Origin of the sequence: Prauserella flavalba (assembly GCF_003202235.1) — a bacterium.
GTDB lineage: Bacteria > Actinomycetota > Actinomycetes > Mycobacteriales > Pseudonocardiaceae > Prauserella_A > Prauserella_A flavalba.
The window spans coordinates 426,580-451,043 of sequence record NZ_MASU01000005.1 but is presented as its reverse complement, the minus strand read 5'-3'; the positions used below and the strand labels follow the sequence as shown (position 1 = coordinate 451,043).

The 24,464-nt window shown below is 71.1% G+C and carries 23 protein-coding genes; 8 read left to right on the top strand and 15 right to left on the bottom strand.

Annotated elements, in window-relative coordinates:
* Positions 1-27 precede the first annotated feature (27 nt).
* Complete coding sequence (gene pafA / locus BA062_RS09475) at positions 28-1,386, bottom strand: Pup--protein ligase (protein ID WP_110335688.1); 1,359 nt, start codon at positions 1,384-1,386, stop codon at positions 28-30.
* A gap of 135 nt (positions 1,387-1,521) precedes the next feature.
* Between pafA and BA062_RS09470 the strand changes: the two genes are divergently transcribed.
* Positions 1,522-2,949 carry a bifunctional phosphatase PAP2/diacylglycerol kinase family protein gene (locus BA062_RS09470; protein ID WP_110337150.1) on the top strand — a complete coding sequence of 476 codons (1,428 nt, stop codon included), beginning with the start codon at positions 1,522-1,524 and terminating at the stop codon, positions 2,947-2,949.
* 7 nt (positions 2,950-2,956) lie between these two features.
* Here BA062_RS09470 and prcA read toward each other — a convergent pair whose 3' ends face one another.
* The 4 genes from prcA to dop form a co-directional block, all read right to left on the bottom strand.
* Complete coding sequence (prcA, locus tag BA062_RS09465) at positions 2,957-3,721, bottom strand: proteasome subunit alpha (protein ID WP_110335687.1); 765 nt, start codon at positions 3,719-3,721, stop codon at positions 2,957-2,959.
* 56 nt (positions 3,722-3,777) lie between these two features.
* On the bottom strand, positions 3,778-4,641 hold the full coding sequence (gene prcB / locus BA062_RS09460) for a proteasome subunit beta (protein ID WP_110335686.1): 864 nt from the start codon (positions 4,639-4,641) through the stop codon (positions 3,778-3,780).
* An 89-nt stretch (positions 4,642-4,730) separates the two neighbouring features.
* Positions 4,731-4,925 carry a ubiquitin-like protein Pup gene (locus BA062_RS09455; RefSeq protein ID WP_110335685.1) on the bottom strand — a complete coding sequence of 65 codons (195 nt, stop codon included), beginning with the start codon at positions 4,923-4,925 and terminating at the stop codon, positions 4,731-4,733.
* 101 nt (positions 4,926-5,026) lie between these two features.
* Complete coding sequence (gene dop, locus BA062_RS09450; protein ID WP_110335684.1) at positions 5,027-6,529, bottom strand: depupylase/deamidase Dop; 1,503 nt, start codon at positions 6,527-6,529, stop codon at positions 5,027-5,029.
* Positions 6,530-6,566: 37 nt separating this feature from the next.
* On the opposite strand from dop, the gene BA062_RS09445 reads away from it, so the two are divergent.
* Positions 6,567-7,076: an NUDIX domain-containing protein gene (locus BA062_RS09445; RefSeq protein ID WP_245959744.1), complete on the top strand. Its 510-nt coding sequence runs from the start codon at positions 6,567-6,569 to the stop codon at positions 7,074-7,076.
* Here the strand turns inward: BA062_RS09445 and BA062_RS09440 are convergent.
* From BA062_RS09440 to arc, 4 genes are all read right to left on the bottom strand, one after another.
* Complete coding sequence (locus BA062_RS09440; protein WP_110335682.1) at positions 7,067-7,693, bottom strand: hypothetical protein; 627 nt, start codon at positions 7,691-7,693, stop codon at positions 7,067-7,069. The two genes, BA062_RS09445 and BA062_RS09440, sit on opposite strands and share 10 nt — an antisense overlap.
* 49 nt (positions 7,694-7,742) lie before the next feature.
* Positions 7,743-8,681, bottom strand: coding sequence for an aldo/keto reductase (locus BA062_RS09435; RefSeq protein ID WP_110335681.1), 939 nt, complete (start codon positions 8,679-8,681; stop codon positions 7,743-7,745).
* Between the two features lie 74 nt (positions 8,682-8,755).
* Positions 8,756-9,100, bottom strand: a complete 345-nt coding sequence (locus tag BA062_RS09430; RefSeq protein ID WP_110335680.1) for a hypothetical protein — start codon at positions 9,098-9,100, stop codon at positions 8,756-8,758.
* Positions 9,101-9,213: 113 nt separating this feature from the next.
* The gene (gene arc / locus BA062_RS09425) at positions 9,214-11,031 is read right to left on the bottom strand and encodes a proteasome ATPase (protein ID WP_110335679.1); all 1,818 of its coding nucleotides are present in this window, start codon (positions 11,029-11,031) and stop codon (positions 9,214-9,216) included.
* Between the two features lie 321 nt (positions 11,032-11,352).
* Here arc and BA062_RS09420 point away from each other — a divergent pair, with 321 nt between their 5' ends.
* Positions 11,353-12,102 carry a hypothetical protein gene (locus BA062_RS09420; RefSeq protein WP_146240017.1) on the top strand — a complete coding sequence of 250 codons (750 nt, stop codon included), beginning with the start codon at positions 11,353-11,355 and terminating at the stop codon, positions 12,100-12,102.
* Between the two features lie 75 nt (positions 12,103-12,177).
* Here the strand turns inward: BA062_RS09420 and BA062_RS09415 are convergent, their stop codons facing one another.
* The gene (locus BA062_RS09415) at positions 12,178-12,999 is read right to left on the bottom strand and encodes a tRNA (adenine-N1)-methyltransferase (RefSeq protein ID WP_110335677.1); all 822 of its coding nucleotides are present in this window, start codon (positions 12,997-12,999) and stop codon (positions 12,178-12,180) included.
* A 77-nt stretch (positions 13,000-13,076) separates the two neighbouring features.
* Positions 13,077-14,174, bottom strand: a complete 1,098-nt coding sequence (locus tag BA062_RS09410; protein WP_168213989.1) for a site-2 protease family protein — start codon at positions 14,172-14,174, stop codon at positions 13,077-13,079.
* 209 nt (positions 14,175-14,383) lie between these two features.
* On the opposite strand from BA062_RS09410, the gene BA062_RS09405 reads away from it, so the two are divergent.
* Genes BA062_RS09405 through BA062_RS09395 form a run of 3 tightly spaced genes read left to right on the top strand, consistent with a single transcriptional unit; the run spans position 14,384 to position 17,097 of the window.
* A complete protein-coding gene (locus BA062_RS09405) occupies positions 14,384-15,298 on the top strand; it encodes a RecB family exonuclease (RefSeq protein ID WP_110335675.1) in 915 nt (304 codons plus the stop codon).
* Between the two features lie 10 nt (positions 15,299-15,308).
* Positions 15,309-16,121 (top strand): thioesterase family protein, encoded by an 813-nt coding sequence (locus tag BA062_RS09400; RefSeq protein WP_110335674.1) that lies wholly within the window; start codon positions 15,309-15,311, stop codon positions 16,119-16,121.
* A gap of 46 nt (positions 16,122-16,167) precedes the next feature.
* Positions 16,168-17,097 (top strand): ParA family protein, encoded by a 930-nt coding sequence (locus tag BA062_RS09395; RefSeq protein ID WP_110335673.1) that lies wholly within the window; start codon positions 16,168-16,170, stop codon positions 17,095-17,097.
* A 37-nt stretch (positions 17,098-17,134) separates the two neighbouring features.
* Here the strand turns inward: BA062_RS09395 and hisG are convergent, their stop codons facing one another.
* Both hisG and BA062_RS09385 read right to left on the bottom strand, forming a co-directional pair.
* Positions 17,135-17,980: an ATP phosphoribosyltransferase gene (gene hisG / locus BA062_RS09390; RefSeq protein WP_110335672.1), complete on the bottom strand. Its 846-nt coding sequence runs from the start codon at positions 17,978-17,980 to the stop codon at positions 17,135-17,137.
* Positions 17,981-17,997: 17 nt separating this feature from the next.
* Positions 17,998-18,261 (bottom strand): phosphoribosyl-ATP diphosphatase, encoded by a 264-nt coding sequence (locus BA062_RS09385; protein WP_110335671.1) that lies wholly within the window; start codon positions 18,259-18,261, stop codon positions 17,998-18,000.
* 147 nt (positions 18,262-18,408) lie between these two features.
* On the opposite strand from BA062_RS09385, the gene BA062_RS09380 reads away from it, so the two are divergent.
* A complete protein-coding gene (locus tag BA062_RS09380; RefSeq protein ID WP_110335670.1) occupies positions 18,409-19,212 on the top strand; it encodes a class I SAM-dependent DNA methyltransferase in 804 nt (267 codons plus the stop codon).
* Between the two features lie 14 nt (positions 19,213-19,226).
* Here BA062_RS09380 and BA062_RS09375 read toward each other — a convergent pair whose 3' ends face one another.
* Both BA062_RS09375 and metH read right to left on the bottom strand, forming a co-directional pair.
* The gene (locus BA062_RS09375) at positions 19,227-19,901 is read right to left on the bottom strand and encodes an HAD family hydrolase (protein WP_110335669.1); all 675 of its coding nucleotides are present in this window, start codon (positions 19,899-19,901) and stop codon (positions 19,227-19,229) included.
* Between the two features lie 26 nt (positions 19,902-19,927).
* Positions 19,928-23,485 carry a methionine synthase gene (metH, locus tag BA062_RS09370; RefSeq protein ID WP_110335668.1) on the bottom strand — a complete coding sequence of 1,186 codons (3,558 nt, stop codon included), beginning with the start codon at positions 23,483-23,485 and terminating at the stop codon, positions 19,928-19,930.
* Positions 23,486-23,547: 62 nt separating this feature from the next.
* Here metH and BA062_RS09365 point away from each other — a divergent pair, with 62 nt between their 5' ends.
* On the top strand, positions 23,548-24,429 hold the full coding sequence (locus tag BA062_RS09365) for a PAC2 family protein (RefSeq protein ID WP_391359340.1): 882 nt from the start codon (positions 23,548-23,550) through the stop codon (positions 24,427-24,429).
* Positions 24,430-24,464: the final 35 nt, after the last annotated feature.

The following is a 24,464-nucleotide window of genomic DNA, read 5'->3' as shown; positions in this document are numbered from 1 at the left end:
AGAGCCGGTACCGGCTCACCCCCGCCGCTACAGCGAGTTGATCAGCCGCTCCACGCGCTCGTCGACCGAGCGGAACGGGTCCTTGCACAGCACGGTCCGCTGCGCCTGGTCGTTGAGCTTCAGGTGCACCCAGTCGACCGTGAAGTCGCGGCCAGCCTGCTGGGCGGCGGCGATGAAGTCGCCCCGCAGCTTCGCCCGCGTGGTCTGCGGCGGCGTGTCCTTGGCGAGCTCGATCTCGCCGTCGTCGGTCACCCGACGCACGAGGCCCTTGCGCTGCAACAGATCGAACACACCCCGGCCGCGCCGGATGTCGTGGTAGGCGAGGTCCAGCTGCGCCACCCTCGGGTCGGAGAGGTCGAGGTTGTGCTTAGCGCGGTAGCGCTCCACCAGCCGGTGCTTGATCGCCCAGTCGATCTCGGTGTCGATCTTGGAGAAGTCCTGCTGCTCCACCGCGTCCAGCGCGCGGCCCCACAGCTCGACCACGCGCTGCGCCGTCGGACCCGACCCGTTGGCCTCCACGTGCTGGGCCGCCCGCGCGTGGTACTCGCGCTGGATCTCCAGCGCGGATGCCTCGCGCCCGCCGGCCAGCCGCACCTGGCGCCGCCCGCTCAGGTCGTGGCTGATCTCGCGGATCGCGCGGATCGGGTTGTCGAGCGTGAAGTCCCGGAACTGCACGCCGTGTTCGATCATCTCCAGCACCAGGTTCGCGGAGCCGACCTTCAAAAGCGTCGTCGGCTCGGCCATGTTCGAGTCGCCCACGATCACGTGCAGCCTGCGGTAGCGCTCCGCGTCGGCGTGCGGCTCGTCGCGGGTGTTGATGATCGGCCGGGACCGCGTCGTCGCGCTGGAGACGCCCTCCCAGATGTGCTCCGCGCGCTGCGACAGGCAGTACACGGCGCCCCTGGGCGTCTGCAGCACCTTCCCGGCCCCGCAGATCAGCTGACGGGTCACGAGGAACGGCAGCAGCACGTCGGCGATCCGGGAGAACTCGCCCGCGCGTGTCACCAGGTAGTTCTCGTGGCAGCCGTAGGAATTGCCCGCCGAGTCGGTGTTGTTCTTGAACAGGAAGATGTCGCCACCGATGCCCTCGTCGGCGAGCCGCCGCTCGGCGTCGACGAGCAGGTCCTCCAGGATTCGCTCGCCCGCCTTGTCGTGCGTGACCAGCTGGGTCAGGTCGTCGCATTCCGCGGTCGCGTACTCGGGGTGGGAGCCCACGTCGAGGTAGAGCCGGGAGCCGTTGGACAGGAAGACGTTCGAGGACCGTCCCCACGACACGACCCGCCGGAAGAGGTACCGCGCCACTTCGTCGGGGGAGAGCCTGCGCTGCCCGTGGAACGTGCAGGTGACCCCGAACTCGGTTTCGATCCCAAAGATCCGCCGCTGCATCCTTCAAGGGTAGGCGCTAACGGCCGCGGGACGGTGAACGAATCGGCCGCCGAGACGGTGTCGGTACCTTGGGACACCGTGTTGGACGCACTCAAATCGCGGCTGCGCCAGGTCAGCGCCACCGACCGCCGCCTCATGGCGCGCAGCGCCGCGCTGCCCCGCACGCCCGCGGACGGCCTGCTGACGTCGCTGTCCCGCTCGGCGAACAAGGGCAGGCTGTGGTGGGCCGTCGCGCTCGTCCTCACCGCGCGTAAGGGCGCGACCCGCCGCGGCGCCCTGCGTGGCGTCGCCGCGATCGCGGGCGCCAGCGCGAGCGCCAACCTCATCGGCAAGCCCCTGTTCCCCCGCAGGCGCCCCGCCGCCGAGGCCGTGCCCGAACACCGCCGCCTGGAGAAACGCCCGACGTCGTCGTCCTTCCCGTCCGGGCACGCCGCGTCCGCGACGGCGTTCGTCACCGCCGTCGCGATGGAGTCCCCCGCCGCCGGGCTCGCGCTCGCCCCGCTCGGCGCCGCCGTGGCCTACTCCCGCGTCCACACGGGCGTGCACTGGCCCACCGACGTCGGGGTCGGCGCGCTCATCGGCGTGGCCTCCGCGATCGGCACCCAGCACTGGTGGCCCGTGCATCCCGACACGCCCGGCCACACCGCCCACCGCGCCGACGCGCCCGTGATGCGCGACGGCGAGGACATGCTCGCCGTGGTCAACCCCGGCTCCGGCAACGCCGAGGAGGACCCGACCGACGAGGTCCGGTTCGCGTGGCCCAAGGCGACCCTGCTCTACCCGGACCCCGGCGTCGACATCCGCATGCAGCTGACCACCGAGATCGCACGGCGGAACGGGACGGTGCGGGCGCTCGGGGTCGCGGGCGGGGACGGCACCGTGGCGGCGGTGGCCTCGATCGCCGCCGACACCGGCCTGCCGCTGGCCCTGATCCCCGCGGGCACGCTCAACCACTTCGCCCGCGACGTCGGCGTCCGCTCGATGCCCGACGCCGACGCCGCCACGGAGGCGGGCGCCGCGGTCGGTGTCGACCTCGGCGAAGTGGAGATCGACGGCGGCTCCGGAGCGCACCGGCGCTGGTTCGTCAACACCGCGAGCCTCGGCGGCTACCCGGAGATGGTGCGGCTGCGCGAGAAGATCCAGCAGCGGCACCCGAAATGGCCGTCCGCGGTGATCGCGATGATCCGCACGCTGCGCACGGCCAGACCACTGCGGGTCCGGCTCAACGGCAAGCCCGCGCTCGTGTGGATGGTCTTCGTGGGCAACGGGACCTACGCGCCCAAGGGATTCTGGCCGTCCCGCAGGCCCGCGCTCGACACCGGCCTGCTCGACGTGCGCTACCTGCGCGCGGACGTGCCCTACTCACGCGCACGGTTCGTGCTCGCGGCCGTGACCAACACGCTCAACGCGAGCCACGTGTACCGGCAGTACGACCTGCCGTCATTGGACGTCGAGATCCTCGACGGCAACCGGCGAGTCGCCACCGACGGCGAGGTCGGCCCGCTCGGCCGCGTGTTCCGCTTCCGTTCGCGGCCGAGCGCACTGACGATCTACCGGCTGTAGCCCGCCGCTACTCGGCCGAACCCTCGGAGCCGTTCGAGGACTCCTCCGGCTTCGGCTCCGCCGCACCGGCCGGTTCGGTCTTGCCCGGCAGCAGCGCGTCGAGCGCGGCACCGGTGAACCGACGGAACTTGCGGCCGGGCCGCTCGCGGTCGAGCACGGCGACCTCGAGCTTGCTCGGCTCACCCTCGCCGTTGCCGTTGGTGGCGTTGGACCGGAACGCCTCGGACGCGACCCGCAGCGCGGCCTTCAGGTCCATCCCGTCCTCGAAGGTGTCCTTCAGTTTCGAGCTGATGGCGTCGGTCTGGCCGCCCATCACCACGAACCTCGGCTCGTCGAAGATCGAGCCGTCGTAGGTCAGCCGGTACAGCTCGTCCTCGTCGGTGTCGGCACCGACCTGCGCCACACAGATCTCCACCTCGAACGGCTTGAGCTGCTCGGTGAAGATCGTGCTCAGCGTCTGCGCGTACACGTTCGCCAGCGCCCTCGCGCTCACGTCCCGCCGGTCGTACTGGTAGCCCTGCAGGTCCACGTGCCGGATCCCGCCTCGGCGCAGGCTCTCGAACTCGCTGTAGCGCCCCACGGCGGCGAACCCGATGCGGTCGTAGATCTCGGACACCTTGTGCAGCGTGGGCGAAGGGTTCTCCGCCACGAACAGCACACCGCCCCGGTACTTGAGCACGACGACGCTCCGTCCCCGGGCGATGCCCTTGCGCGCCAGCTCGGAACGCTCGCGCATCAACTGCTCGGGTGAGGCGTACAGCGGCATCGTCACTGCGTTGGCTCCGCTCTCTTCGTGGTCCTGCTGTGGTTGGTCGCCGGTCTCGGCCGCTAGCTGCGGTACCGGCCGGGCTGCTCGGCGCGGTCCTCGACCACGGACGCCGCGATGGCCGAGGTCTCCTCGCTCGGCACCGCGACGGCACCGTGCTCGGCGGTGATGGTGACGACCGTGGGGTAGATCTTGCGCACGAGGTCCGGCCCGCCGGTCGCCGTGTCGTCGTCGGCGGCGTCGTAGAGCGCCTCGATGGCGGCACGCACGGCGGTGTCGGCGTCGGCGTCGGGGTCGTACAGCTTCTTGAGCGCCGACTTGGCGAACAGCGAGCCGGAGCCGATCGCGTGGTAGCCGGCGTTCTCCTCGTACCGGCCGCCCGTGACGTCGTAGGACACGATCCGGCCCGCGCGCTTGGGGTCCGTGGACTCGATGTCGTAGCCGACGAACAGCGGGAGCACCGCGAGGCCCGCCATCGCGACGTCGAGGTTGCCCTTGACCATGTTGGCCAGCTTGTTGGTCTTGCCGTCCAGCGACAGCGAGACGCCCTCGATCTTTTCGTAGTGGGCGAGCTCCACCGTGTAGAGCCGCACCAGCTCCAGCGCGATGCCCGCGGTGCCCGCGATACCGACGGCCGAGTACTCGTCGGTGATGTGGACCTTCTCGAGGTCGCGCGTGGCGATCATGTTGCCGCTGGTGGCCCTGCGGTCGCCCGCGATCAGCACGCCGCCGTTGAAGGTGGAGGCCACGATCGTCGTGCCGTGCGGCGGCTCGAGCGCGCTGCCGGGCGCGAACGAACCCTCAGGTCGCTTGCTGGGCAGCAGCTCAGGAGCCTGGGCCCGGAGGAAGTCGGTGAAGGACGACGTCGTCGACGACAGGTAGGCGGAGGGCAGGGCGAAGCCCGAGGTGCGCGGAGTGTGTTCCATGCGTGCTCGTAGTTCCCATCGACGAAGGGGGCGGGGACTGAAATGCGATCAGCAAGCTTATGGGATGGCGCTCGGCCGACCGGCGCCGCCTACTGCCCGCCCTTTTGCACGTAGGCACGCACGAAGTCCTCGGCGTTCTCCTCCAGCACGTCGTCGATCTCGTCCAGGATCGTGTCGACGTCCTCGCCGAGCTTCTCGCGGCGTTCCTGACCGGCCGGGGCACCGCCGTCCACGTCGTCGTCGGAGTCCCCGCCGCCGTGCTTCTCAACCTTTTCCTGAGCCATACTCGCCTCCCGGTGTGGCCGTTGCCTCTTAGCCTACCCAGAGCCACCGACATTCGGTGCGTTCGTTGACCGTCCGGTGATCTTCACCGCCGGCCGGGGACTCAGTCGGAAGCGGTCAGCGCCTCGACCAGTTCCTCGGCCGTCGCGGCCTCGTCGAGCAGCTTGCCGACGTGGGCCTTCGTGCCCCGCAGCGGCTCCAGGGTGGGGATCCTGACCAGCGACTCCTTGCCCACGTCGAAGATCACCGAGTCCCACGACGCGGCCGCGATCGAGGTCGCGTACTTCTCGAGCGTGCGGCCGCGGAAGTAGGCCCGCGTGTCGGACGGCGGGGTGGTGATCGCCGCCTGCACCTCGTCCTCGCTGACCAGGCGTTTCATCGAGCCGCGCGTGACGAGCCGGTTGTAGAGGCCCTTGTCGAGGCGCACGTCCGAGTACTGCAGGTCCACGAGGTGCAGCCGCGGCGCCGCCCAGCCCAGCTGGTCGCGCTCGCGGTAGGCCTCCAGCAGGCGCAGCTTGGCAGGCCAGTCCAGCCGGTCGGCGCACTCGGCGGGGTCGCGGGCCAGCGCGTCGAGCACCTCGCCCCAGACGCGCAGGACCTCCTTCGACTGCTCGTCGGCGCCCTCGCGCTCCAGGTGCTCCGCCACCATCTCGTGGTAGGCGAACTGGATGTCGAGGCCGGTGTACTTGCGCCCGTTGGCCAGCTCGACCTTGGTCTTCAGCGTCGGGTCGTGGCTGATCTGGTGTACCGCGCGCACCGGCTCATCGAGCTTGAGGTCGTCGAACCGGATGCCCGACTCGATCATGTCGATCACCAGCGCCGCGGTGCCCAGCTTGAGGAACGTCGAGTACTCGGCCAGGTTGGCGTCACCGATGATGACGTGCAGCCTGCGGTACTTGTCCGCGTCGGCGTGCGGCTCGTCGCGGGTGTTGATGATGCCGCGCTTGAGCGTGGTCTCCAGGCCGACCTCGACCTCGATGTAGTCGGCGCGCTGCGAGAGCTGGAAACCGGCCTCCTCGCCCTGCGGCCCGATGCCGACGCGCCCGGAACCGGTGACCACCTGCCGGGACACGAAGAACGGCGTCAGGCCCGCGATCACGGCCGTGAACGGCGTCGAGCGCGCCATCAGGTAGTTCTCGTGCGTGCCGTAGCTCGCGCCCTTGCCGTCGACGTTGTTCTTGTAGAGCTGCAGCTGCGGCTGGCCGGGGACGGTCGCGGCGCGCATCGCCGCCTCCTCCATCACCCGCTCCCCCGCCTTGTCCCAGATCACGGCGTCGCGGGCGTTGGTCACCTCGGGCGCGGAGTACTCGGGGTGGGCGTGGTCCACATACAGCCGCGCGCCGTTGGTCAGGATGACGTTGGCGGCCCCGAGGTCCTCGACGTCGGGGTCATGCCCCTGCTGACCGGGCCCGGCGAGATCGAAGCCGCGCGCGTCGCGCAGCGGAGACTCCACCTCGTAGTCCCAGCGGGCGCGGCGCGCCCTCGGGATGTCCGCGGCGGCGGCGTAGGCCAGTACGACTTGGGTGGAGGTCAGCACCGGATTCGCGGTCGCGTCACCCGGCACCGCGATCCCGTACTCCACCTCGGTTCCCATGATCCGGCGCATGCGTCCAGCCTACGGTGCTCCATGCGACGATCCCCCGGTGGGCGGTGACGAGCTGGTTGCGATCTACGACGCACGCGGCAGGCCGGCGGGCAGCGCGACGAGGGCCGAGATGCGGGCGCGCGGGCTCTGGCACGCGGCCGGCGTGGTGCTCGTGCGCTCACCGAACGGCGAGGACGTGTACGTGCACCAGCGCTCCCCCGACAAGGACGTCTTCCCCTCCTACCACGACTGCTGGGCAGGCGGCGTGGTCGCGCACGGCGAGACTCCTGCGGAATGCGCCGTCCGGGAGCTGGCCGAGGAGCTCGGCATCTCGGGCGTGTCGCCGGTCCCCCTGTTCACGCACGTGTTCGAGCAGCCGCCGATCCGGTGCCACAACTTCGCGTTCGAGGTCCGCTGGGGCGGGCCGATCGTCCACCAGCCGGAGGAGATCGTCGGCGGCCGGTGGCTGCCGTTGCCGGAACTGCGGAAGTGGGCCGAGGACCCCGACGGCCCGCTCATCCCGGACGGCAGGCTCGGCGTGCTCGAGTGGTTTCGCCGTTACGGCTGAGCGAGCTTCGCCGCGGCGGCGGGCGCGAGCCGTTGCACCGCGGCGGCCGCCCGTGCCCCGTCGGCGGCCGTGACCTGCACGCCGGAGAGCACGTTCCCGCCCGCCAGCAGCACCGTGCACGTGCCCTCGGCACACCACGCCGCGTGCGCGTCGACGGCGATCTCGAGCGGCACCTCCAGCTCGTCGCCGGCGCACCGCACCCGCGAGGTCAGGATCTCGGCGGCGGGCCGGTCCGCGTACGCGGTGACGAGCTGGTCGAGCGTCGAGCCGGTCGGGTACGCCCAGCGGGTGTCCCTGCGCTCGATGTCGACGAGCCCGAGCGGGATCTCGGCGAGACAGCCCTCCGCGACGGCGGGCGGCGCGACCGGTTCCACTCCTTCCGCCACCACGTCCTCGCCGGTCAGCACGGCACCGTCGACTGCGGCGGCGAGCGCGGCCGGGTCCGCGGCCGGCTCCGGCGGCGGCGCGGACGGCGGTGGCGATGAGGCCGTCGGCGATCCGGTGGCCGTCTCGGGCTCGTCGTAGTAGGTGTCCAGGTCGTTCGGCCGGTCGGCGCAGCCGGCCAGGCCCGCAGCCGCGAGCGCCGTTACGGCGACCGCTACCCGTGCTCGTCGCACCCTGTCCTCGTCCCCTCAGGCTGACCCCCGAACCGGGCCATGACAGTAGTCACCGCCACGGCAGCGATGATCGGTGGGCCCAGTACTCGACGGGGTCCTCCCGCAGCTCGGCGAGTGCGGCGAGCTCGTCGTCGCCGAGGTCCAGCCGCGCACCCGCGAGGTTGGCGTCGAGCTGGCCCACACTGGCCGGTCCCACCAGCACGACGTCGGCCCACGGCTGCGCGAACGCCGCCGCGAGCGCCACGGCGTCGGCGGGCACGTCCCGCGCGGCCGCGAGCGCCCCCAGCGCGGGCGGCGGCGAGACGGCCAGCCTTCCGTTGGCGAGCGTCTCCTTGAGCTGCACCAGCACGCCGTCGGCGTGGGCTTCGGCGAGTGCGAGGCCCGCCGAGGTCTCCAGGACGTTCCAGGTCGACTGCACGGCCGTGAACACCGGCCGGCCCGCGACGCGCAGCTCCAGTGCCCGCCTGATCGTCTCCGCCTGGGCGGGGCCCGACGTCGAGAAGCCCACGCGCACACCGGAGTCGGCCAGTTCGGCCAGTGCGCCGAGCAGCGGCTCGTCGGTGAACAGCGGGCTGTCCGCGGTCAGCGAGTGCACCTGGTAGAGCGAGACCCGCCCGTCCAGCAACTCCCGCGTCTGCGCCCACTGCTCGGTGAACCGGGCCAGCGAATGCTCTTTCTCCTCGTGCACGGCCGCGTCGAGCCGCCAGCCGCCGACGTAGGCGTAGCCCCACTTGCTCGACACCACGACGTCGTCGTGTCCCCGCTCGGCGAGCCACGCGGCGAGGAACTCCTCGGCGCGGCCGTACGAGCGCGCGACGTCCACGCGGCGCACACCGGCGGCGTAGGCGCGGTCGAGCACGGCGCCGGTTCCCGCGCGCATCACGGCGACGTCGCGCTCTTCCGGCAGTTCTTCCGCCCTGCCGAGGTTGATGTAGGCGGGCCTGCCCAGCGCGGCGAGGCCGACGGCGATCCGTGCGTCGTTCTTCACGGGTGTCACCGTAGTTTGCGGCGGTACGGCGCGAGCGGGCCCGTCAAAGCCGTGCCGTATAGGTCGTTATACGACTACTGCCCGGCCTGGCGGCGGCGCATCAGCTCGAGGAACTGGTCCGCCGAGAGGACCTCGCGGTGCAGCTTCTCCAGCCTCGCCGCCGGCGCCCGCACATAGCCCTTGCCGAACACGGGCGCGATCTGCCGCAGGCTCGCCCCCGCCTCCCTGGCGGCGAGCAAGGCCCAGTCGGAGGCGTTGGCGCACGCCGTCGAGGCCTGCCGCAACTCCCCCAGCACCGCGATCAGCTCGTCCGCGTCGACCTCGCCCGCGCGCACGGCCGCGGCGGCCTCCTCCAGCCAGCCGAGCAGGTCCGCCGCCGTGACCGGCGCGCGGAGCCGGCCCTCCCGAAGCTCGTCCATGCCGCCAGCGTATAGGCCGTTATACGAGTCGCCGGGCACCGAAACGCCCCCAAGGCCACCTTTGTTGCGTTGAACGCAACAAAGGTGGCCTTGGGGGACAGTGGCCGGCGGCCTTAGAGGTACTGGCCGGTGTTGGTCGCGGTGTCGATCACCCGGCCGGACTCCTGGTTCTTGCCGGTGACGAGCGTGCGGATGTAGACGATCCGCTCGCCCTTCTTGCCGGAGATCCTGGCCCAGTCGTCCGGGTTCGTGGTGTTCGGGAGGTCCTCGTTCTCCGCGAACTCGTCGACGATCGCGTCCAGCAGATGCTGCACGCGCAGGCCGGGCTGCTGCGTCTCCAGCACCGACTTGATCGCCGACTTCTTCGCCCGGTCCACGATGTTCTGGATCATGGCGCCGGAGTTGAAGTCGCGGAAGTAGAGCACTTCCTTGTCCCCGTTGGCGTAGGTGACCTCCAGGAACCGGTTCTCGTCGGTCTCCTCGTACATCCGCTCGACGGTGTGCTGGATCATCGCGTCGATCGTGGCCTGCCGGTCGCCGCCGAACTCCAGGAGATCGTCGGCGTGGATCGGCAGCTCCGCGGTGAGGTACTTCGAGAAGATGTCCTTCGCGCCCTCCGCGTCCGGCCGCTCGATCTTGATCTTCACGTCGAGCCTGCCGGGACGCAGGATCGCCGGGTCGATCATGTCCTCGCGGTTGGAGGCGCCGATCACGATGACGTTCTCGAGTCCCTCGACGCCGTCGATCTCCGACAGCAGCTGCGGAACGATGGTGGTCTCCACGTCGGAGGACACTCCGCTGCCACGGGTGCGGAAGATCGACTCCATCTCGTCGAAGAACACGATCACGGGGGTGCCGTCGGAAGCCTTCTCCCTGGCCCGCTGGAAGATCATGCGGATGTGCCGCTCGGTCTCCCCGACGAACTTGTTGAGCAGCTCGGGGCCCTTGATGTTGAGGAAGTAGGACTTGGCGTCGTCCGCGTCGCCGCCGCCGCGCGCCTCGGCCACCTTCTTCGCCAGCGAGTTGGCCACCGCCTTGGCGATGAGCGTCTTCCCGCAGCCAGGAGGGCCGTAGAGCAGCACGCCCTTCGGCGGCCGCAGCTGGTACTCGAGGTAGAGGTCCGAGTGCAGGAACGGCAGTTCCACCGCGTCGCGGATCTGCTCGATCTGCCGGAAGAGCCCGCCGATGTCCTCGTAGCGGACGTCGGGAACCTCTTCGAGCACCAGGTCCTCGACCTCGGCCTTCGGCACGCGCTCGTACGCGTAGCCCGCCTTGGAGTCGACGAGCAGCGAGTCACCGGGCTTGAGCGTCTGCTCGGCCAGCGGGTCCGCCAGCCAGACCACCCGCTCCTCGTCGGCGTGCCCGACGACCAGTGCCCGCGAGCTGCCGCCCTCGGTCTCCGGAAGCAGCACCTCGCGCAGGGCGCAGACCTCGCCCGTGCGCTCGAAGCTGCCGCCCTCGACCACGGTGAGCGCCTCGTTGAGGCGGACACTCTGCCCGCGCTGCAAGGACTCGACCTCCACCGCGGGCGACACGGACACCCGCATCCGCCTGCCCGCCGTGTAGACGTCCACCGTGTTGTCCTCGAAGGCCTCCACGAAGACGCCGTACCCGCTCGGTGGCTGGGCGAGCCGGTCGACCTCCTCCCGCAAAGCCAGGAGCTGGCTCCGCGCCTCACGCAGCGTCTCAACGAGCTTGTTGTTCCGCTCCGTGAGCTGGCTCACTCGCTCGGTCGCCTCGGCGAGCCTTTGTTCGAGGACGCGGTTCTGCCTCGGCGAGTCCGTGAGCTTCCGGCGAAGCAGGGCTACTTCCTCCTCCAGGAAGCGGATCTGCCGCATCTGCTCGCTGGTCGGGTTGCCCGCGGCTCCAGCTCCATGTGTTTCTGAAGGGTCGGCCTCCTCATGCCGACCTCCGGGAAGGTCGTGTTGCATTTCGGCACCTCCTCGGAATGCATTTCTTCCCACGGTACCGGCGATCACCGACATGAAAAGCCCTAACCGCATCACAGGATCGGCGCGTCGCGCGGCTGCGACGGGCTACCCACTGACGCCCGAACCGACTCCGATCCGCTCAGCAGCCCGATTTCCGCCGCCGGCCTCACCCGGTCGCACAGCGTGAGATGACCATGAACCGGACAAATGAGACCGTCTCGCCGGACTCGGATGGAACCGCGCGGGCCGTGGCTACGATCTAACCCACATCCACGGCGTGGACCAGGGATTTCCGCAGCAAGTGACCACTAAGGGGGCCACATGACCTATCCGCCGCAACCGCCCGGGGGACCGGGACAACCCGGGCCTTACGGGCAGCCGGGTCCGTGGGGGCAGCAGCCCCCGCAGGGCGGGCCGTTCCCACCCAGTGGACCCGTGCCCCAGCAGGGCGGGTTCGGTGGCCCTGGGGGAACACAACAATTTGGCCAACCCGGGCCGTACGGCCAGCAACCGCCCGGCTTCCCGGGCGGCCCCGGCGGTGAACCGCCCAAGAAGAAGACCGGCCTGATCGTCGGTCTCTCCATCGCCGCGGTCGCCGTGATCGGCGGCGTCGTCGCGCTGATCCTCGTCCTCTCCGGAGGTGACGACGAGCAGAACGCCGAGGGCGGCAACAACAACGGGGGCAACCAGCAGTCCAACGCCCCGCAGGTTCCCGGCGCAGGCGGCGACAGCGGCGGCGACTCCAGCGAGACGTCGGAGTCGTCTGACGACGGCGACTCCGGTTCCTCCAGCGACGACACGGCCGCGGTCCAGGAGCTCGCCGACCAGGCGCTCGAGGCGCTGAACAACAAGGACGGCGCGCTCGCCAAGGAGATCTCCTGCAACCCCGACGCGGTCAGCACGGACGACTTCGACCAGCTGCCCGACGGTGTCGAGTACTCGCTGAACGGCGACCCGGAGATCACCGGCGACTCGGCCGACATCCCGGTGACCATCTCGTTCCAGGGCCAGAGCCAGGACGAGACCCTGCCCGCCTCCAAGGAGGACGGCACCTGGTGCATGGCGGGCTGACCCGCACACACCGGACGTGACGGCACGGGGCGTGCCCGGCGGAACACCTTCCGCGGGGCACGCCCCGTTCGCGTCTCAGCCCCGGCTCGGCCGGCGCCTGCGCACGGGCGGTGTCACGCCTTCGGCGAGCCTGCGTGTGGTGAGCAGGAACGCCGTGTGCGCCACCATGCGGTGCTCGGGCCGCACGGCGAGCCCCACCACGTGCCACGGGCGCATGAGCGTCTCCCACGACTCCGGCTCGGTCCAGCACTGCTGCTCACGCAGCGCCTCGGTGACCGCCGACAGCTGTGTCGTCGTCGCCACGTAGACCACCAGCACCCCGCCCGGCACCAGCGCGCCGGCCACGGCGGGCAGCACGTCCCACGGCGAGAGCATGTCGAGCACCACCCGGTCGACCTCGCCGGTGTGCCCGGCGACGTCGCCGAGCCGCAGCTCCCAGTTCGGCGGGCGCTCACCGAAGAACTTCTCCACGTTGCGCACCGCGTGCTCGGCGTGGTCCTCGCGCACCTCGTACGATGTCACGCTCCCCTGCGGGCCCACGGCCCGCAGCAGCGAGCACGTCAGCGCCCCGGAACCCGCGCCGGCCTCCAGCACCCGCGCGCCGGGGAAGATGTCGCCCCACATCAGGATCTGCGCCGCGTCCTTGGGGTAGATCACCTGGGCGCCGCGCGGCATCGACAGCACGTAGTCGGGCAGCAGCGGCCGCAGCGCCAGGTAGGTCGTCCCGCCCGCCGACGTGATCACCGAACCCTCCGGCTTGCCGATCACGTCGTCGTGCGCCAGCGCGCCGCGATGGGTGTGGTACTCGCCCCCCTCGGCCAGAACGAGCGTGTAGTGCCGGCCCTTCGGGTCGGTCAACTGCACCCGGTCACCGGCGCGAAACGGCCCTGCTGACACCGAACCTCCAGTTCAGACGTGATCACCCTGCTCATCGAGACAGCGGTTGATCGTCGCAGGGCACGCCGGTAGCCGCGTCAGCGGGTCGGCTTCCGGTGCCCGGACAGGGCCGCGCGCACGTCGTCGCGGTGCAGCACCCCGGCGGGCCTGCCGTCGTCGTCGACGACGAGGAACTGCCACGTCGCCACCTCGCGGACCCGTTCCGCGATGTCGTCGCCGGGCTCGGAGAGCAGCAGCACGGTCTCCGCCCTGATCGGCTCGGCCGCGAGTTCGGCAGGCGCCTGCGGGGACTCCGCGGCGAGCCGTTCCGCCGTCGCCTCGTCGAGCAGTCCGGCCGCGACCCCGTCGGCCCGCACGAGCACCACGCCGCGGCCTGCCGAGGCGGACAGCGCGGCGGACACCGGGCTCTCCGCGGGCAGCTGCAGCACGGGGCGCATCAGGTCGCCGACCTCGAGGCCGTCGGGCCAGCCGCGCCTGCCCTCGGCCGCGAACTCACTCGACGCCCCAAGCGCCACGAACCACGCGGTCACCACGCAGACGCCGAGCCGCAGCCAGCGGTCGTCACTGCCGACGGCGAGGCCCCACAACGCCCACACCAGCAGCCCGACCGACACCAGCCCGCCGCCGAACACCGCGGCCCTGGTGCCCTTCGCGCGGGCACCGGTGAGCGCCCAGACGCCTGCCCGCAGCAGCCTGCCGCCGTCGAGCGGCAGCCCTGGAAGGAGGTTGAACAGCCCGACGGCCAGGTTCGCGACGGCGCACTGGGCCACGAGCAGCCAGATCGGGCCGCCCGGCGGCACCGCGAGCAGCAGCAGCCCGCACAGGGCCGCGAGCAGGATCGACACGACGGGGCCCGCGGCGGCGACGAGTCCCTCCTGGCCCGGCCGTCTCGGGGTGCGGGCGACCTCGGACAGGCCGCCGAGCAGGAACAGCCGCAGCCTGCGCACGGGGATGCCGAGCCGCAGCGCCACGACACAGTGGCCGAGCTCGTGCGCCAGCACCGAGAGGCCGAGCAGCACGGCGAACGCGGCGGCGAGCAGCCAGGACGTCAGTGTGCTCGCGCCCGGCAGCAGCCTGCTGACCAGCGGCGTGTAGAGCACGACGATGATGAGGGAGCCGATCCACCAGGACGGCGCGAGCAGCACGGGCACACCGTCGACGCGGAAGAGCAGCAGGCCACCTTCCGGCGGGGACGCCGAGGGCGCGCGCCGGGGCCCGCCCCGGCTGTACTGGCTCGTCGCGTCCACCAGGCGAGGGTAGAACGTCGGGTGTGGGGTGTTCGTTACCTCCTCGCCCCGCGCGTGGCGCGCGTCCCACGTGCGATTCGGCCCACGCCCGCTCGCGCTACCGGGAGTTGTCGTACCGTGCCGCTACGCTCCGGGGCATGGCAGAGGGCACCACCACCACGGCCACCGTCACCGCGACCGAGGACCCGCCGCGTTCCGGCGCGGTCCGCCGACCCGCGCTGTCCCCGTCCAGGGCGAGCGACTTCAAGCAATGCCCCCTGCTCTACCGGTTCCGCGCCGTCGACCGGCTGCCCGAGGTGCCGACCAAGGCACAGGTGCGGGGCACGCTCGTGCACTCCGTGCTGGAGCGGTTGTTCGCGCTGCCGCAGGGCGAGCGGGTGCCCGAGCGGGCCGTGGCGATGCTGGAGCCCACGTGGCGGGAGCTGCTCGCGGAATGTCCGGAGTGGACGGAGCTGTTCTCCGATGAGGACGGTGACGCCGAACAGGCCATGAGCACCTGGCTCGGTGGCGCGGCGAAACTGCTCGACGGCTACTTCGGACTCGAGGACCCCAACCGGCTCGACCCCGAGGCGTGCGAGCTGCACGTCGAGACGGAGCTGAGCTCCGGCGTCGTGCTGCGCGGCTACATCGACCGGCTCGACGTCGCGCCCACCGGCGAGATCCGGGTCGTCGACTACAAGACCGGCGCCGCGCCCCGCGAGATCGGCGAGGCGAAGGCGATGTTCCAGATGAAGTTCTACGCGGTCGTGCTGTGGCGGCTGCGCGGCATCGTCCCCCGGCAGCTCAAGCTCATGTACCTCAGCGACGGGCAGGCACTGGCCTACACGCCAGACGAGGGCGAGCTGGTCCGCTTCGAACGCACCCTGGAGGCGATCTGGCAGGCGATCCTGCGGGCGGGAAAGACCGGTGACTTCCGGCCCAATCCGAGCAAGCTGTGCGGCTGGTGCTCGCACCAGGCGCTGTGCCCGTCGTTCGGCGGCACTCCCCCGGAATATCCTGGCTGGCCTGAGCCCGATCCCGGCGAGGAGTCCGTCCTCGACCGCGCCGACTGAGGAGCCTCCCGTGTCCGAAGCGTTCTACCTGCCCCGGGGAGACGGGCGGTACCGGCCCACCGAGCACACGGCCGGCCCGTGGTCACCGGACTCGCAGCACTTCGGCCCGCCGTCGGCGCTGCTGGTGCGCGAGCTGGAGGGCATTCCCGCCGAGCGCGAGATGCTGCTGGGCCGGGTGACCGTGGAGATCCTCGGCCCCGCCCCGCTGACCGAGCTCACGGTGCGGGCCGGGCTGGAGCGGCCGGGCCGCTCGGTGGAGCTGCTGTCGGCGGAGCTGTCGGCGGGCGGCCGGGTGGTGGCGAAGGCCTCCGGCTGGCGGTTCGCGACCTCGGACACCACGGAGGTCGCCGAAGGCTTCGCCGCGCCGCTCACCCCGGTCGAGGACTGCCCGCCCGCCGACTGGCCGGCGACGTGGAACGACGGCTACCTCAAGGCGATGGAGTGGCGCAAGATCAGCGGCCGGATCACCGAGCCGGGGCCCGCGGCCGTGTGGGCGCGGCAGCGCGTGCCGCTCGTCGACGGCGAGAAGCCGAGCCCGCTGCAGCGGCTGTTCACGGTCGCCGACTCCGGCAACGGCACGTCCAACCGCCTCGACATGCGCGAGTGGCTGTTCATCAACGCGGAGCTCACCGTCCACGTGCACCGCGAGCCGGTCGGCGAGTGGATCGGGCTCGACGCCGACACGGTGCTCGGCCCGCAGGGCGTCGGCACGGCGACCAGCAGGCTGCACGACACGAGCGGGCAGGTCGGGACCGGTGCGCAGGCGCTGCTGGTGCGGGCCCGCCCGGACAGGCGACCGGCCGCGGGGCAGGACCGGTCCTGATCCACTAACCTGCTCCCAAACCACGAGATCCAGGAGCTGGCGCACAGTGCAGATCACCTCGGTGGTCAACCAGAAAGGCGGGGTCGGCAAGACCGCGCTCAGTGTCGGCGCCGCCGCCGCGCTCGCCGAGCGCGGCCGCAGGGTGCTGCTGATCGACCTCGACCCGCAGGGTCACGCGACCACGGAGCTCCTGGGGCTGCCCGAGGTTCCCGCCGAGGCGCCCAGCCTCGCCAAGGCGCTCACCAAGACGTGGCGGGGCGCGATCGAGGAGCTGGTGGTCCCCCACCCCCGCAGCAACATCGGCGCGGGCGGCGCGTTCGACGTGATCCCCACGTCGCCGGGGATGTTCGACCTGGTGCGCAGACTCGACCAGTTCCGCGTGCCCGGCTGGCAGCTGGCCAGGGTGATCCAGTTCGCCAACTACGACCACGTGATCATCGACTGCCCGCCCGCGCTGGACGTGCTCACCAACAACGCGCTCGCCGCCACGCACGGCATCCTCGTGCCGGTGCAGCCCGACCGCACGAGCATCCGCGCGCTGCGCCTGATGCAGGAGCAGATCCGCTACGTCGAGTCCGCCGTGGACCGTCAGCCGGTGGCCTACTACGGGCTCGTTCCCGGGCTGTACCGGCGGCCGATCTCGGCGTACGCGGCGGCGGCACTGAGCGAGCTGCACACGTTCGGCATCCCGATCCTGCCCCACGTGCCGCTCGGCGTGGTGATGAACGAGGCCGCGGCGCGGGGCGTGCCGGTGACGACGTTCGCGCCGGAGACCATCCAGGCGGTGGCGTTCCGGCAGATCGCCACCGTGCTCGACACCATGACCGCACCGGCGGCGCCGGCGCCGCCGGTGGCCGAGCAGGAGTTCGTGTTCGAGGACTTCATCGCCGAGCTGTCGGACACCAGGGCCGCCAACGACAACGGCGCCCGCCGCAAGCTCTACGACCTGCTGCCGAAGCGCCAGCGCCCGCGCTGAGTGCCGCTGGAGCACGAAGGCCCCAGCGGCACCGGGCTCAGAGCCGGCAGGAGCGGATGTCCGACGCCAGGATGGCGCGGGCGCCCACGGCGGCCAGCTCGTCCATGATCGAGTTGACCTGCTTGCGCGGCACCATCGCCCGCACGGCCACCCAGTCGGCGTGCGCGAGCGGCGCGACGGTGGGCGACTCGAGGCCGGGCGTGATGGCCATCGCCTGTTCGAGCAGCGTGCGCGGGCAGTCGTAGTCGAGCATCATGTACTGCTGCGCGAACACCACGCCCTGCAGCCGCGCGGCCAGCTGCGCGATGGGCTTCGAGTCGGCGTTGCCCGCCCGGTGCACCAGCACCGCCTCCGACACGCAGATCGGGTCACCGAACGCGACGAGGTTGTGCTGGCGCAGCGTCCGGCCGGAGCCCACGACGTCGGCGATCGCGTCGGCGACGCCGAGCTGCACCGAGATCTCCACGGCGCCGTCGAGCCGGATCACCTCCGCCTCCACGCCCTGCTTGGCGAGATCGTCGCGCACGAGCTTCGGGTAGGACGTGGCGAGCCGCCTGCCGTGCAGGTCCTCCGTCTTCCAGTCCCTGCCCGCGGGCGCCGCGTAGCGGAACGTGGAGCCGCCGAAGCCGAGCGCGAGCGTCTCCTCCACCGGCGCGCCGGAGTCCAGCGCCAGGTCGCGGCCCGTGATGCCCAGGTCCAGCTCCCCGGAACCGACGTAGATCGGGATGTCCTTGGGCCGGAGGAAGAAGAACTCGACGTCGTTCACCGGGTCGAGCACGGTGAGGTCGCGCTGCTCATGTCGCTGGCGGTAGCCCGCCTCACCGAGCATCTCCGACGCCGGCCCGGCCAGCGCACCCTTGTTCGGCACCGCGACACGCAGCATGGTGTTTCCTTTCCTCCTCACAGATACCGGTAGACGTCCTCGAGCGGGACGCCCCGGCCCAGCAGCAGCACCTGAACCCGGTAGAGCAGCTGGGAGACCTCCTCGGCCAGCCGCTCGTCGGACTCGTGCTCCGCCGCGATCCAGACCTCGCCGGCCTCCTCCAGCACCTTCTTGCCCTGCGCGTGCACTCCGGCGTCCAGCGCGGCCACGGTGCCGGAGCCCTCGGGCCGCGAACGGGCGCGTTCGGCAAGCTCGGCGTACAGCTCATCGAAGGTCTTCACGGGCTGAATCCTTCCATCCACCGTCGGCACGGTGGCGGGCGGGCCTTCTCCCGCACGATCCCGCTGTCGGCCGGTTGACTTGGCCACGGAAATCCACTTTGCTGAATTGCAGAGGCCGGGAACGAATCGAGAACAGAAAGGTGGGGTATGGCAAACAGGAGGTTACCCGACGAAAACGGCGGCCCTTCGATGAAGCACAACGAACTGCGAATACGACTGCCGGACGACCCGGAGCGAATCGACCAGGACTCCGAGTACTGTCTGGTCCAGCTGGACGGCTCATGGCAGAAGATCCGCTTCCACGACTACCACCGGATCTTCGCAATTCCCGGACTCTACGAACAACTCTTCCACGACATTCTGGACTGTCGCTCACCCGACGTGGTCGGAAAGCTGCTGAAAGAACAGATCCAGCGGGACAACGTGGTCGCCTCGTCACTGCGCGTCCTCGATCTGGGCGCGGGCAACGGACTCGTCGGTGAGCAGTTGCGCACCGTGGGCGCGGGCACACTGGTCGGCGTGGACATCATCCCGGAGGCGCGGGACGCCGCGCTGCGCGACCGGCCCGAGGTCTACGACGCCTATCACGTCGCGGACCTGACCGCGCTGTCCGAGCAGGACAGCCGCACGCTGGCCGGGTACGGCTTCAACACGCTGTCCTGCGTGGCCGCTCTCGGCTACGGCGACATCCCGCCCGCGGCGTTCCGTGCCGCGTACAACCTCGTGAGTGACGGCGGCTGGATCGCGTTCACCATCAAGGACCGGTTCCTCGGCGACGAGGACACGTCCGGCTTCGCGCGGCTGATCAAGCGCTGCCAGGAGGCCGGGGTGCTCGAGGTGCGCTCCTCCGAGCGCTACCGGCACCGCCTCAACATCTGTGGCGAGCCGCTGTACTACGTGGCGCTCGTCGGCGTGAAGCACGCCGACATCCCCGCCGAGCTCGTGCGCTGACGCCGCGCGCGGGTTCAGCGCTCGCGCGCGGACGCGATCTCCGCGACCGCGCGCGCGTCGAGGCCGACGAGCGAGGAGCGGAACGTCCGCCGCACCCCGGGCTCCACCGGTACGTCGTTGGGCACGACGAGCACCGTGCAGCCCGCCGCGACCGCCGACTCGGTGCCCACCGGCGAGTCCTCCACCGCGACACACGACTCCGGGTCGAGGTCCAGCAGCCGGGCGGCGCGCAGGTAGGGCTCGGGGTGCGGCTTGTTGAGCCCGCCCACCTCGTCGCCGCACACGGTGACGGTGAAGAACTCGCGGCCGATCGTGTTGAGCGCCAGCTCGGTCAGCGCGCGCTCGGTGGAGGTGACCAGCGCGCACGGGATGCCCGCCGAGGAGATCGCGGCGAGCGCCTCGCGTGCCCCGGGACGCCAGGGCAGCTCGTCGGCGAACAGCGTGGCGGTACGCTCCCGGATCCACTGGGCGACCTCGCCGACGGCCTCCGGCGTCACCTCCCTGCCCGCGACGGACAGCAGAAAGCGCGTCGTGGTGTCCATGTTGGACCCGACGAGGGAGGCACGCTGCTCCGTCGTGAGGTCACCGCCGAGCCAGCTCGCGGCCTCGTAGAGCGCGACGTCCCAGAGCTTCTCGGAATCGACGAGCGTGCCGTCCATGTCCCACAGCACGGCGGCGGGGCCGTCCATTGCGGACGGTCGGTTCACGTTCGCTCCTAGGTGTTGAAGTATTTGGCTTCGGGGTGGTGCGCCACAATGGCGTCGGTGGATTGTTCGGGGTGCAGCTGGAATTCCTCGGAGAGCTTCACGCCGATGCGCTCCGGCTGGAGAAGTTCGACGATTTTCGCACGATCCTCCAGATTGGGGCACGCGCCGTAACCGAGCGAGAACCGCGCGCCACGGTAACCGAGCTTGAAGAATTCCTCGACGTCCGCGGGGTCTTCTTCGGAAACGGGGTTTCCGGTGGCGAAACGCAGTTCCTGGCGGATGCGGCGGTGCCAGTACTCGGCGAGCGCCTCGGTGAGCTGGACGCCGAGGCCGTGGACCTCGAGGTAGTCGCGGTAGGCGTCGCGCGCGAACAGGTCGTTGGCGTAGTCGGCGATCGGCTGGCCCATCGTGACCAGCGTCAACGGCAGCACGTCCACCTCGCCGGCCTGTTCGGCCAGGTCACGGGGCCGGTAGAAGTCCGAAAGGCACAGGCGGCGGTCGCGCCGCTGCCGGGGGAAGGTGAACCGGGTCACCTCCGCCGCGTCCGGGCGCGGCTCGGCGAGCACGACCAGGTCCTCGCCCTCGGCCACCGCCGGGAAGTACCCGTAGACGACGGCGGCGTGGGCGAGGATGCCGTCGGTGGCGAGCCGCTCCAGCCAGGCCCGCAGCCTCGGCCTGCCCTCGGTCTCCACCAGTTCCTCGTAGCTGGGCCCGGAGCCGCCGCGGGCCCCCTTGAGCCCCCACTGGCCGAGGAAGGTGGCGCGTTCGTCGAGGTAGGCAGAGTAGTCGGCCACCGGGACGCCCTTGACCACGCGGGTGCCCCAGAACGGCGGTGTGGGCAGCGCGACGTCGGTGGCCACGTCCGAGCGGGCGGGCCCGTCCTGCGGTTCGGGCTCCTGCCGGGCCTTGCGGGCCTCGGCGATGCGCAGGGACCGCTCGCGGCGGGCCTTGCGCTCGGCGCGCCTGGCCTCCTCCTCGGGGTCGACGGCGGGACCCTCGCCACGTTTGACGGCCATGATCGTGTCCATCAGGCGCAGACCCTCGAACGCGTCACGGGCGTAGCGGACGTCGCCCTGGTAGATCTCGGTCAGGTCGTTCTCGACGTAGGAGCGGGTCAGCGCGGCGCCGCCGAGCAGCACGGGCCACTGGCCTGCCACGCCGCGGGAGTTCATCTCCTCCAGGTTCTCCTTCATGATCACCGTGGACTTGACGAGCAGGCCCGACATGCCGATCGCGTCGGCCCGGTGCTCCCGCGCGGCGTCCAGGATCGTGGTGATCGGCTGCTTGATGCCGAGGTTGACCACGTCGTAGCCGTTGTTGGAGAGGATGATGTCGACCAGGTTCTTGCCGATGTCGTGCACGTCGCCCTTGACCGTGGCCAGCACGATCCGGCCCTTGCCGCCGGAGTCGTCCTTTTCCATGTGCGGTTCGAGGTACGCGACCGCGGTCTTCATCACCTCGGCCGACTGGAGCACGAAGGGCAGCTGCATCTGCCCGGAGCCGAACAGCTCGCCGACGGTCTTCATGCCGGCCAGCAGTGTGTCGTTGATGATCTCCAGCGGCGGCTTCTCTGCCATCGCGGCGTCGAGGTCGGCCTCCAGCCCGTTGCGGTCGCCGTCGACGATGCGCCGCTCCAGCCGTTCGAACAGCGGCAGCTTCGCCAGCTCCTCGGCCCGCGAGGCCCGCGACGACGCGGCGGTCTTGCCCTCGAACAGCGACATCAGCGTCTGCAGCGGGTCGTATCCTTCGCGCCTGCGGTCGTAGACCAGGTCGAGCGCGACCTCCCGCTGTTCGTCGGGGATCCGCGCCATCGGCAGGATCTTCGACGCGTGCACGATCGCCGTGTCCAGCCCCGCCTGCACGCACTCGTGCAGGAACACCGAGTTCAGTACCTGCCGCGCGGCCGGGTTGAGCCCGAAGGAGATGTTGGAGACGCCCAGTGTGGTACGCACGCCCGGGTAGCGGCGCTTGAGCTCGCGGATCGCCTCGATGGTCTCCAGCCCGTCGCGGCGCACCTCCTCCTGGCCGGTGGAGATCGGGAACGTCAGGCAGTCGACGATGATGTCGCCGACGGCCATGCCCCAGTTCGCGGTGAGATCGTCGATGATCCGGCTCGCGATGCGGACCTTCGCCTCGGCGGTGCGGGCCTGGCCCTCCTCGTCGATGCACATCACCACCACCGCGGCGCCGTGCTCCCGCACCAGCTCCATCATCCGGCGGTACCGCGAGCCCGGCCCGTCGCCGTCCTCGTAGTTGACGGAGTTGACCGCGCACCGCCCGCCCAGACGCTCGAGCCCGGCCTTGATCACGTCGGGCTCGGTGGAGTCCAGCATGATTGGCAGCGTGGACGCCGTCGCGAGCCTGCCCGCCAGCTCGGCCATGTCGGCGGCGCCATCGCGGCCCACGTAGTCGACGCACAGGTCCAGCATGTGGGCACCGTCGCGGGTCTGGCCGCGGGCGATCTCCACGCAGTCCTCGTAGCGGCCCTCCAGCATCGCCTCGCGGAACGCCTTCGACCCGTTGGCGTTGGTGCGCTCGCCGATCACGAGCACACTCGCGTCCTGCTCGAACGGCACCGCCTGGTACAGCGACGACACGCCCTGCTCAGGGCGCGGAGTCCTCGACGGCGTCTCCACCTCCCGCACCGCGGCCACCAGCTGCCGCACGTGCTCGTCCGTGGTCCCGCAGCAGCCGCCGACCAGGCCCACCCCGAACTCGCGCACGAACCCCGACAGCGCCTCGGCCAGCCCTTCCGGGCTCAGCGGGTACACCGCGCCGTCCGGGCCCAGCTCCGGCAGGCCCGCGTTCGGCATCACCGACAGCGGCACCCGCGCGTGCCGCGACAGCGTCCGCAGATGCTCGCTCATCTCGGCGGGACCCGTGGCGCAGTTCAGCCCGATCACGTCGATGCCCAGCGGCTCCAGCGCCGTCAGCGCCGCACCCACCTCGGTGCCCAGCAGCATCGTGCCCGTGGTCTCCACGGTGATCGACGCGATCACCGGCACGCGCCGACCCTCCGCGGCCATCGCGCGGTGGGCCGCCACGATCGAGGCCTTCGTCTGCAGGATGTCCTGGGTGGTCTCTACGATCACCGCGTCCACCCCGCCCGCGAGCAGGCCCCTGACCTCTTCCATGTAGGCGTCGCGCAGCGTCGTGAACGGCGCGTGCCCCAGCGTCGGCAGCTTCGTGCCCGGACCCACCGAGCCCAGCACGAACCGCGGCCTGCCCGGCTCGGCGAACTCGTCGGCGGCCTCCCTCGCCAGCCGCGCGCCCGCCTCCGACAGCTCGAAGATCCGGTCCGCGATGTCGTATTCGGCCAGGTTCGCGAAGTTCGCCCCGAACGTGTTGGTCTCGACCGCGTCGGCGCCAGCCTCCAGGTAACCGCGGTGGATGCCCCGCACCACGTCCGGCCTGGTCACGTTCAGGATCTCGTTACAGCCCTCCAGCCCGGCGAAGTCGTCGAGCGAGAGGTCGTGGGCCTGAAGCGCGGTACCCATCGCGCCGTCGGCGACCACGACCCGGGTCGAGAGCGCGTCCAGCAGCGGCGAAGAGAGAGGGGTGGGCATGGGTGACAGCCTACGGGCCAGCGCGGTCCACAGGGGATGCCGCCGGGCCGTAGGCTGACTGTGTGAGCAAGCCCTTCGACGAAGCAACAGACAACCGGCCCCCGCCGAAACCGGTGATGGTGGTGGCGTTCGAAGGCTGGAACGACGCGGGGGACGCCGCGAGCACGGCCCTCGAGCACCTGCAGCTCAACTGGGATGCCAAGCCGCTGGCCGAGCTCGACCCCGACGACTACTACGACTTCCAGGTGAGCAGGCCCACCGTCCGCATGGTGGACGGCGTGACCCGCCGGGTCGAGTGGCCGACGACGCGGCTCTCCGTGTGCCGTCCCGAGGGCTTCGACCGGGACATCGTGCTGGTGCAGGGGCCCGAGCCCAACATGCGCTGGCGGGCGTTCTGCGCCGAGCTGCTGGAGCACATCGAGCAGCTCGAGGTCTCGACGGTCGTGACGCTGGGGGCGCTGCTGGCCGACACCGCGCACACCAGACCCGTCCCGGTCACCGGGACCGCCTACGACGCGGAGGCCGCGGCCCGGTTCGGCCTGGAACGCAGCCGCTACCAGGGCGCCACCGGCATCACGGGGGTCCTGCAGGACCTGTGCGTGCAGGCCGGCATCCCGGCCGTGTCCGTGTGGGCGGCCGTGCCCCACTACGTGTCACACCCGCCCTCGCCCAAGGCGACGCTGGCGCTGCTGCACAAGCTCGAGGACATCCTCGACGTCGGCATCCCGCTCGGCGCGCTACCCGAGCAGGCCGAGGAGTGGCAGCGCACCGTCTCCGAGATGGCCGACGAGGACGAGGAGATCAGCGACTACGTGCGCACCCTCGAGGAGCGCGGCGACGCCGAGATCACCGTCGACGAGGGCAGCGGCGACCGGATCGCCGCCGAGTTCGAGCGCTACCTGCGACGCCGCAGGCCCGACGGGCCCGGCTCCTCGGGTCGCTGACCGCGGCGTCCGCGCGAGCCCGCCTGACCAGGGGC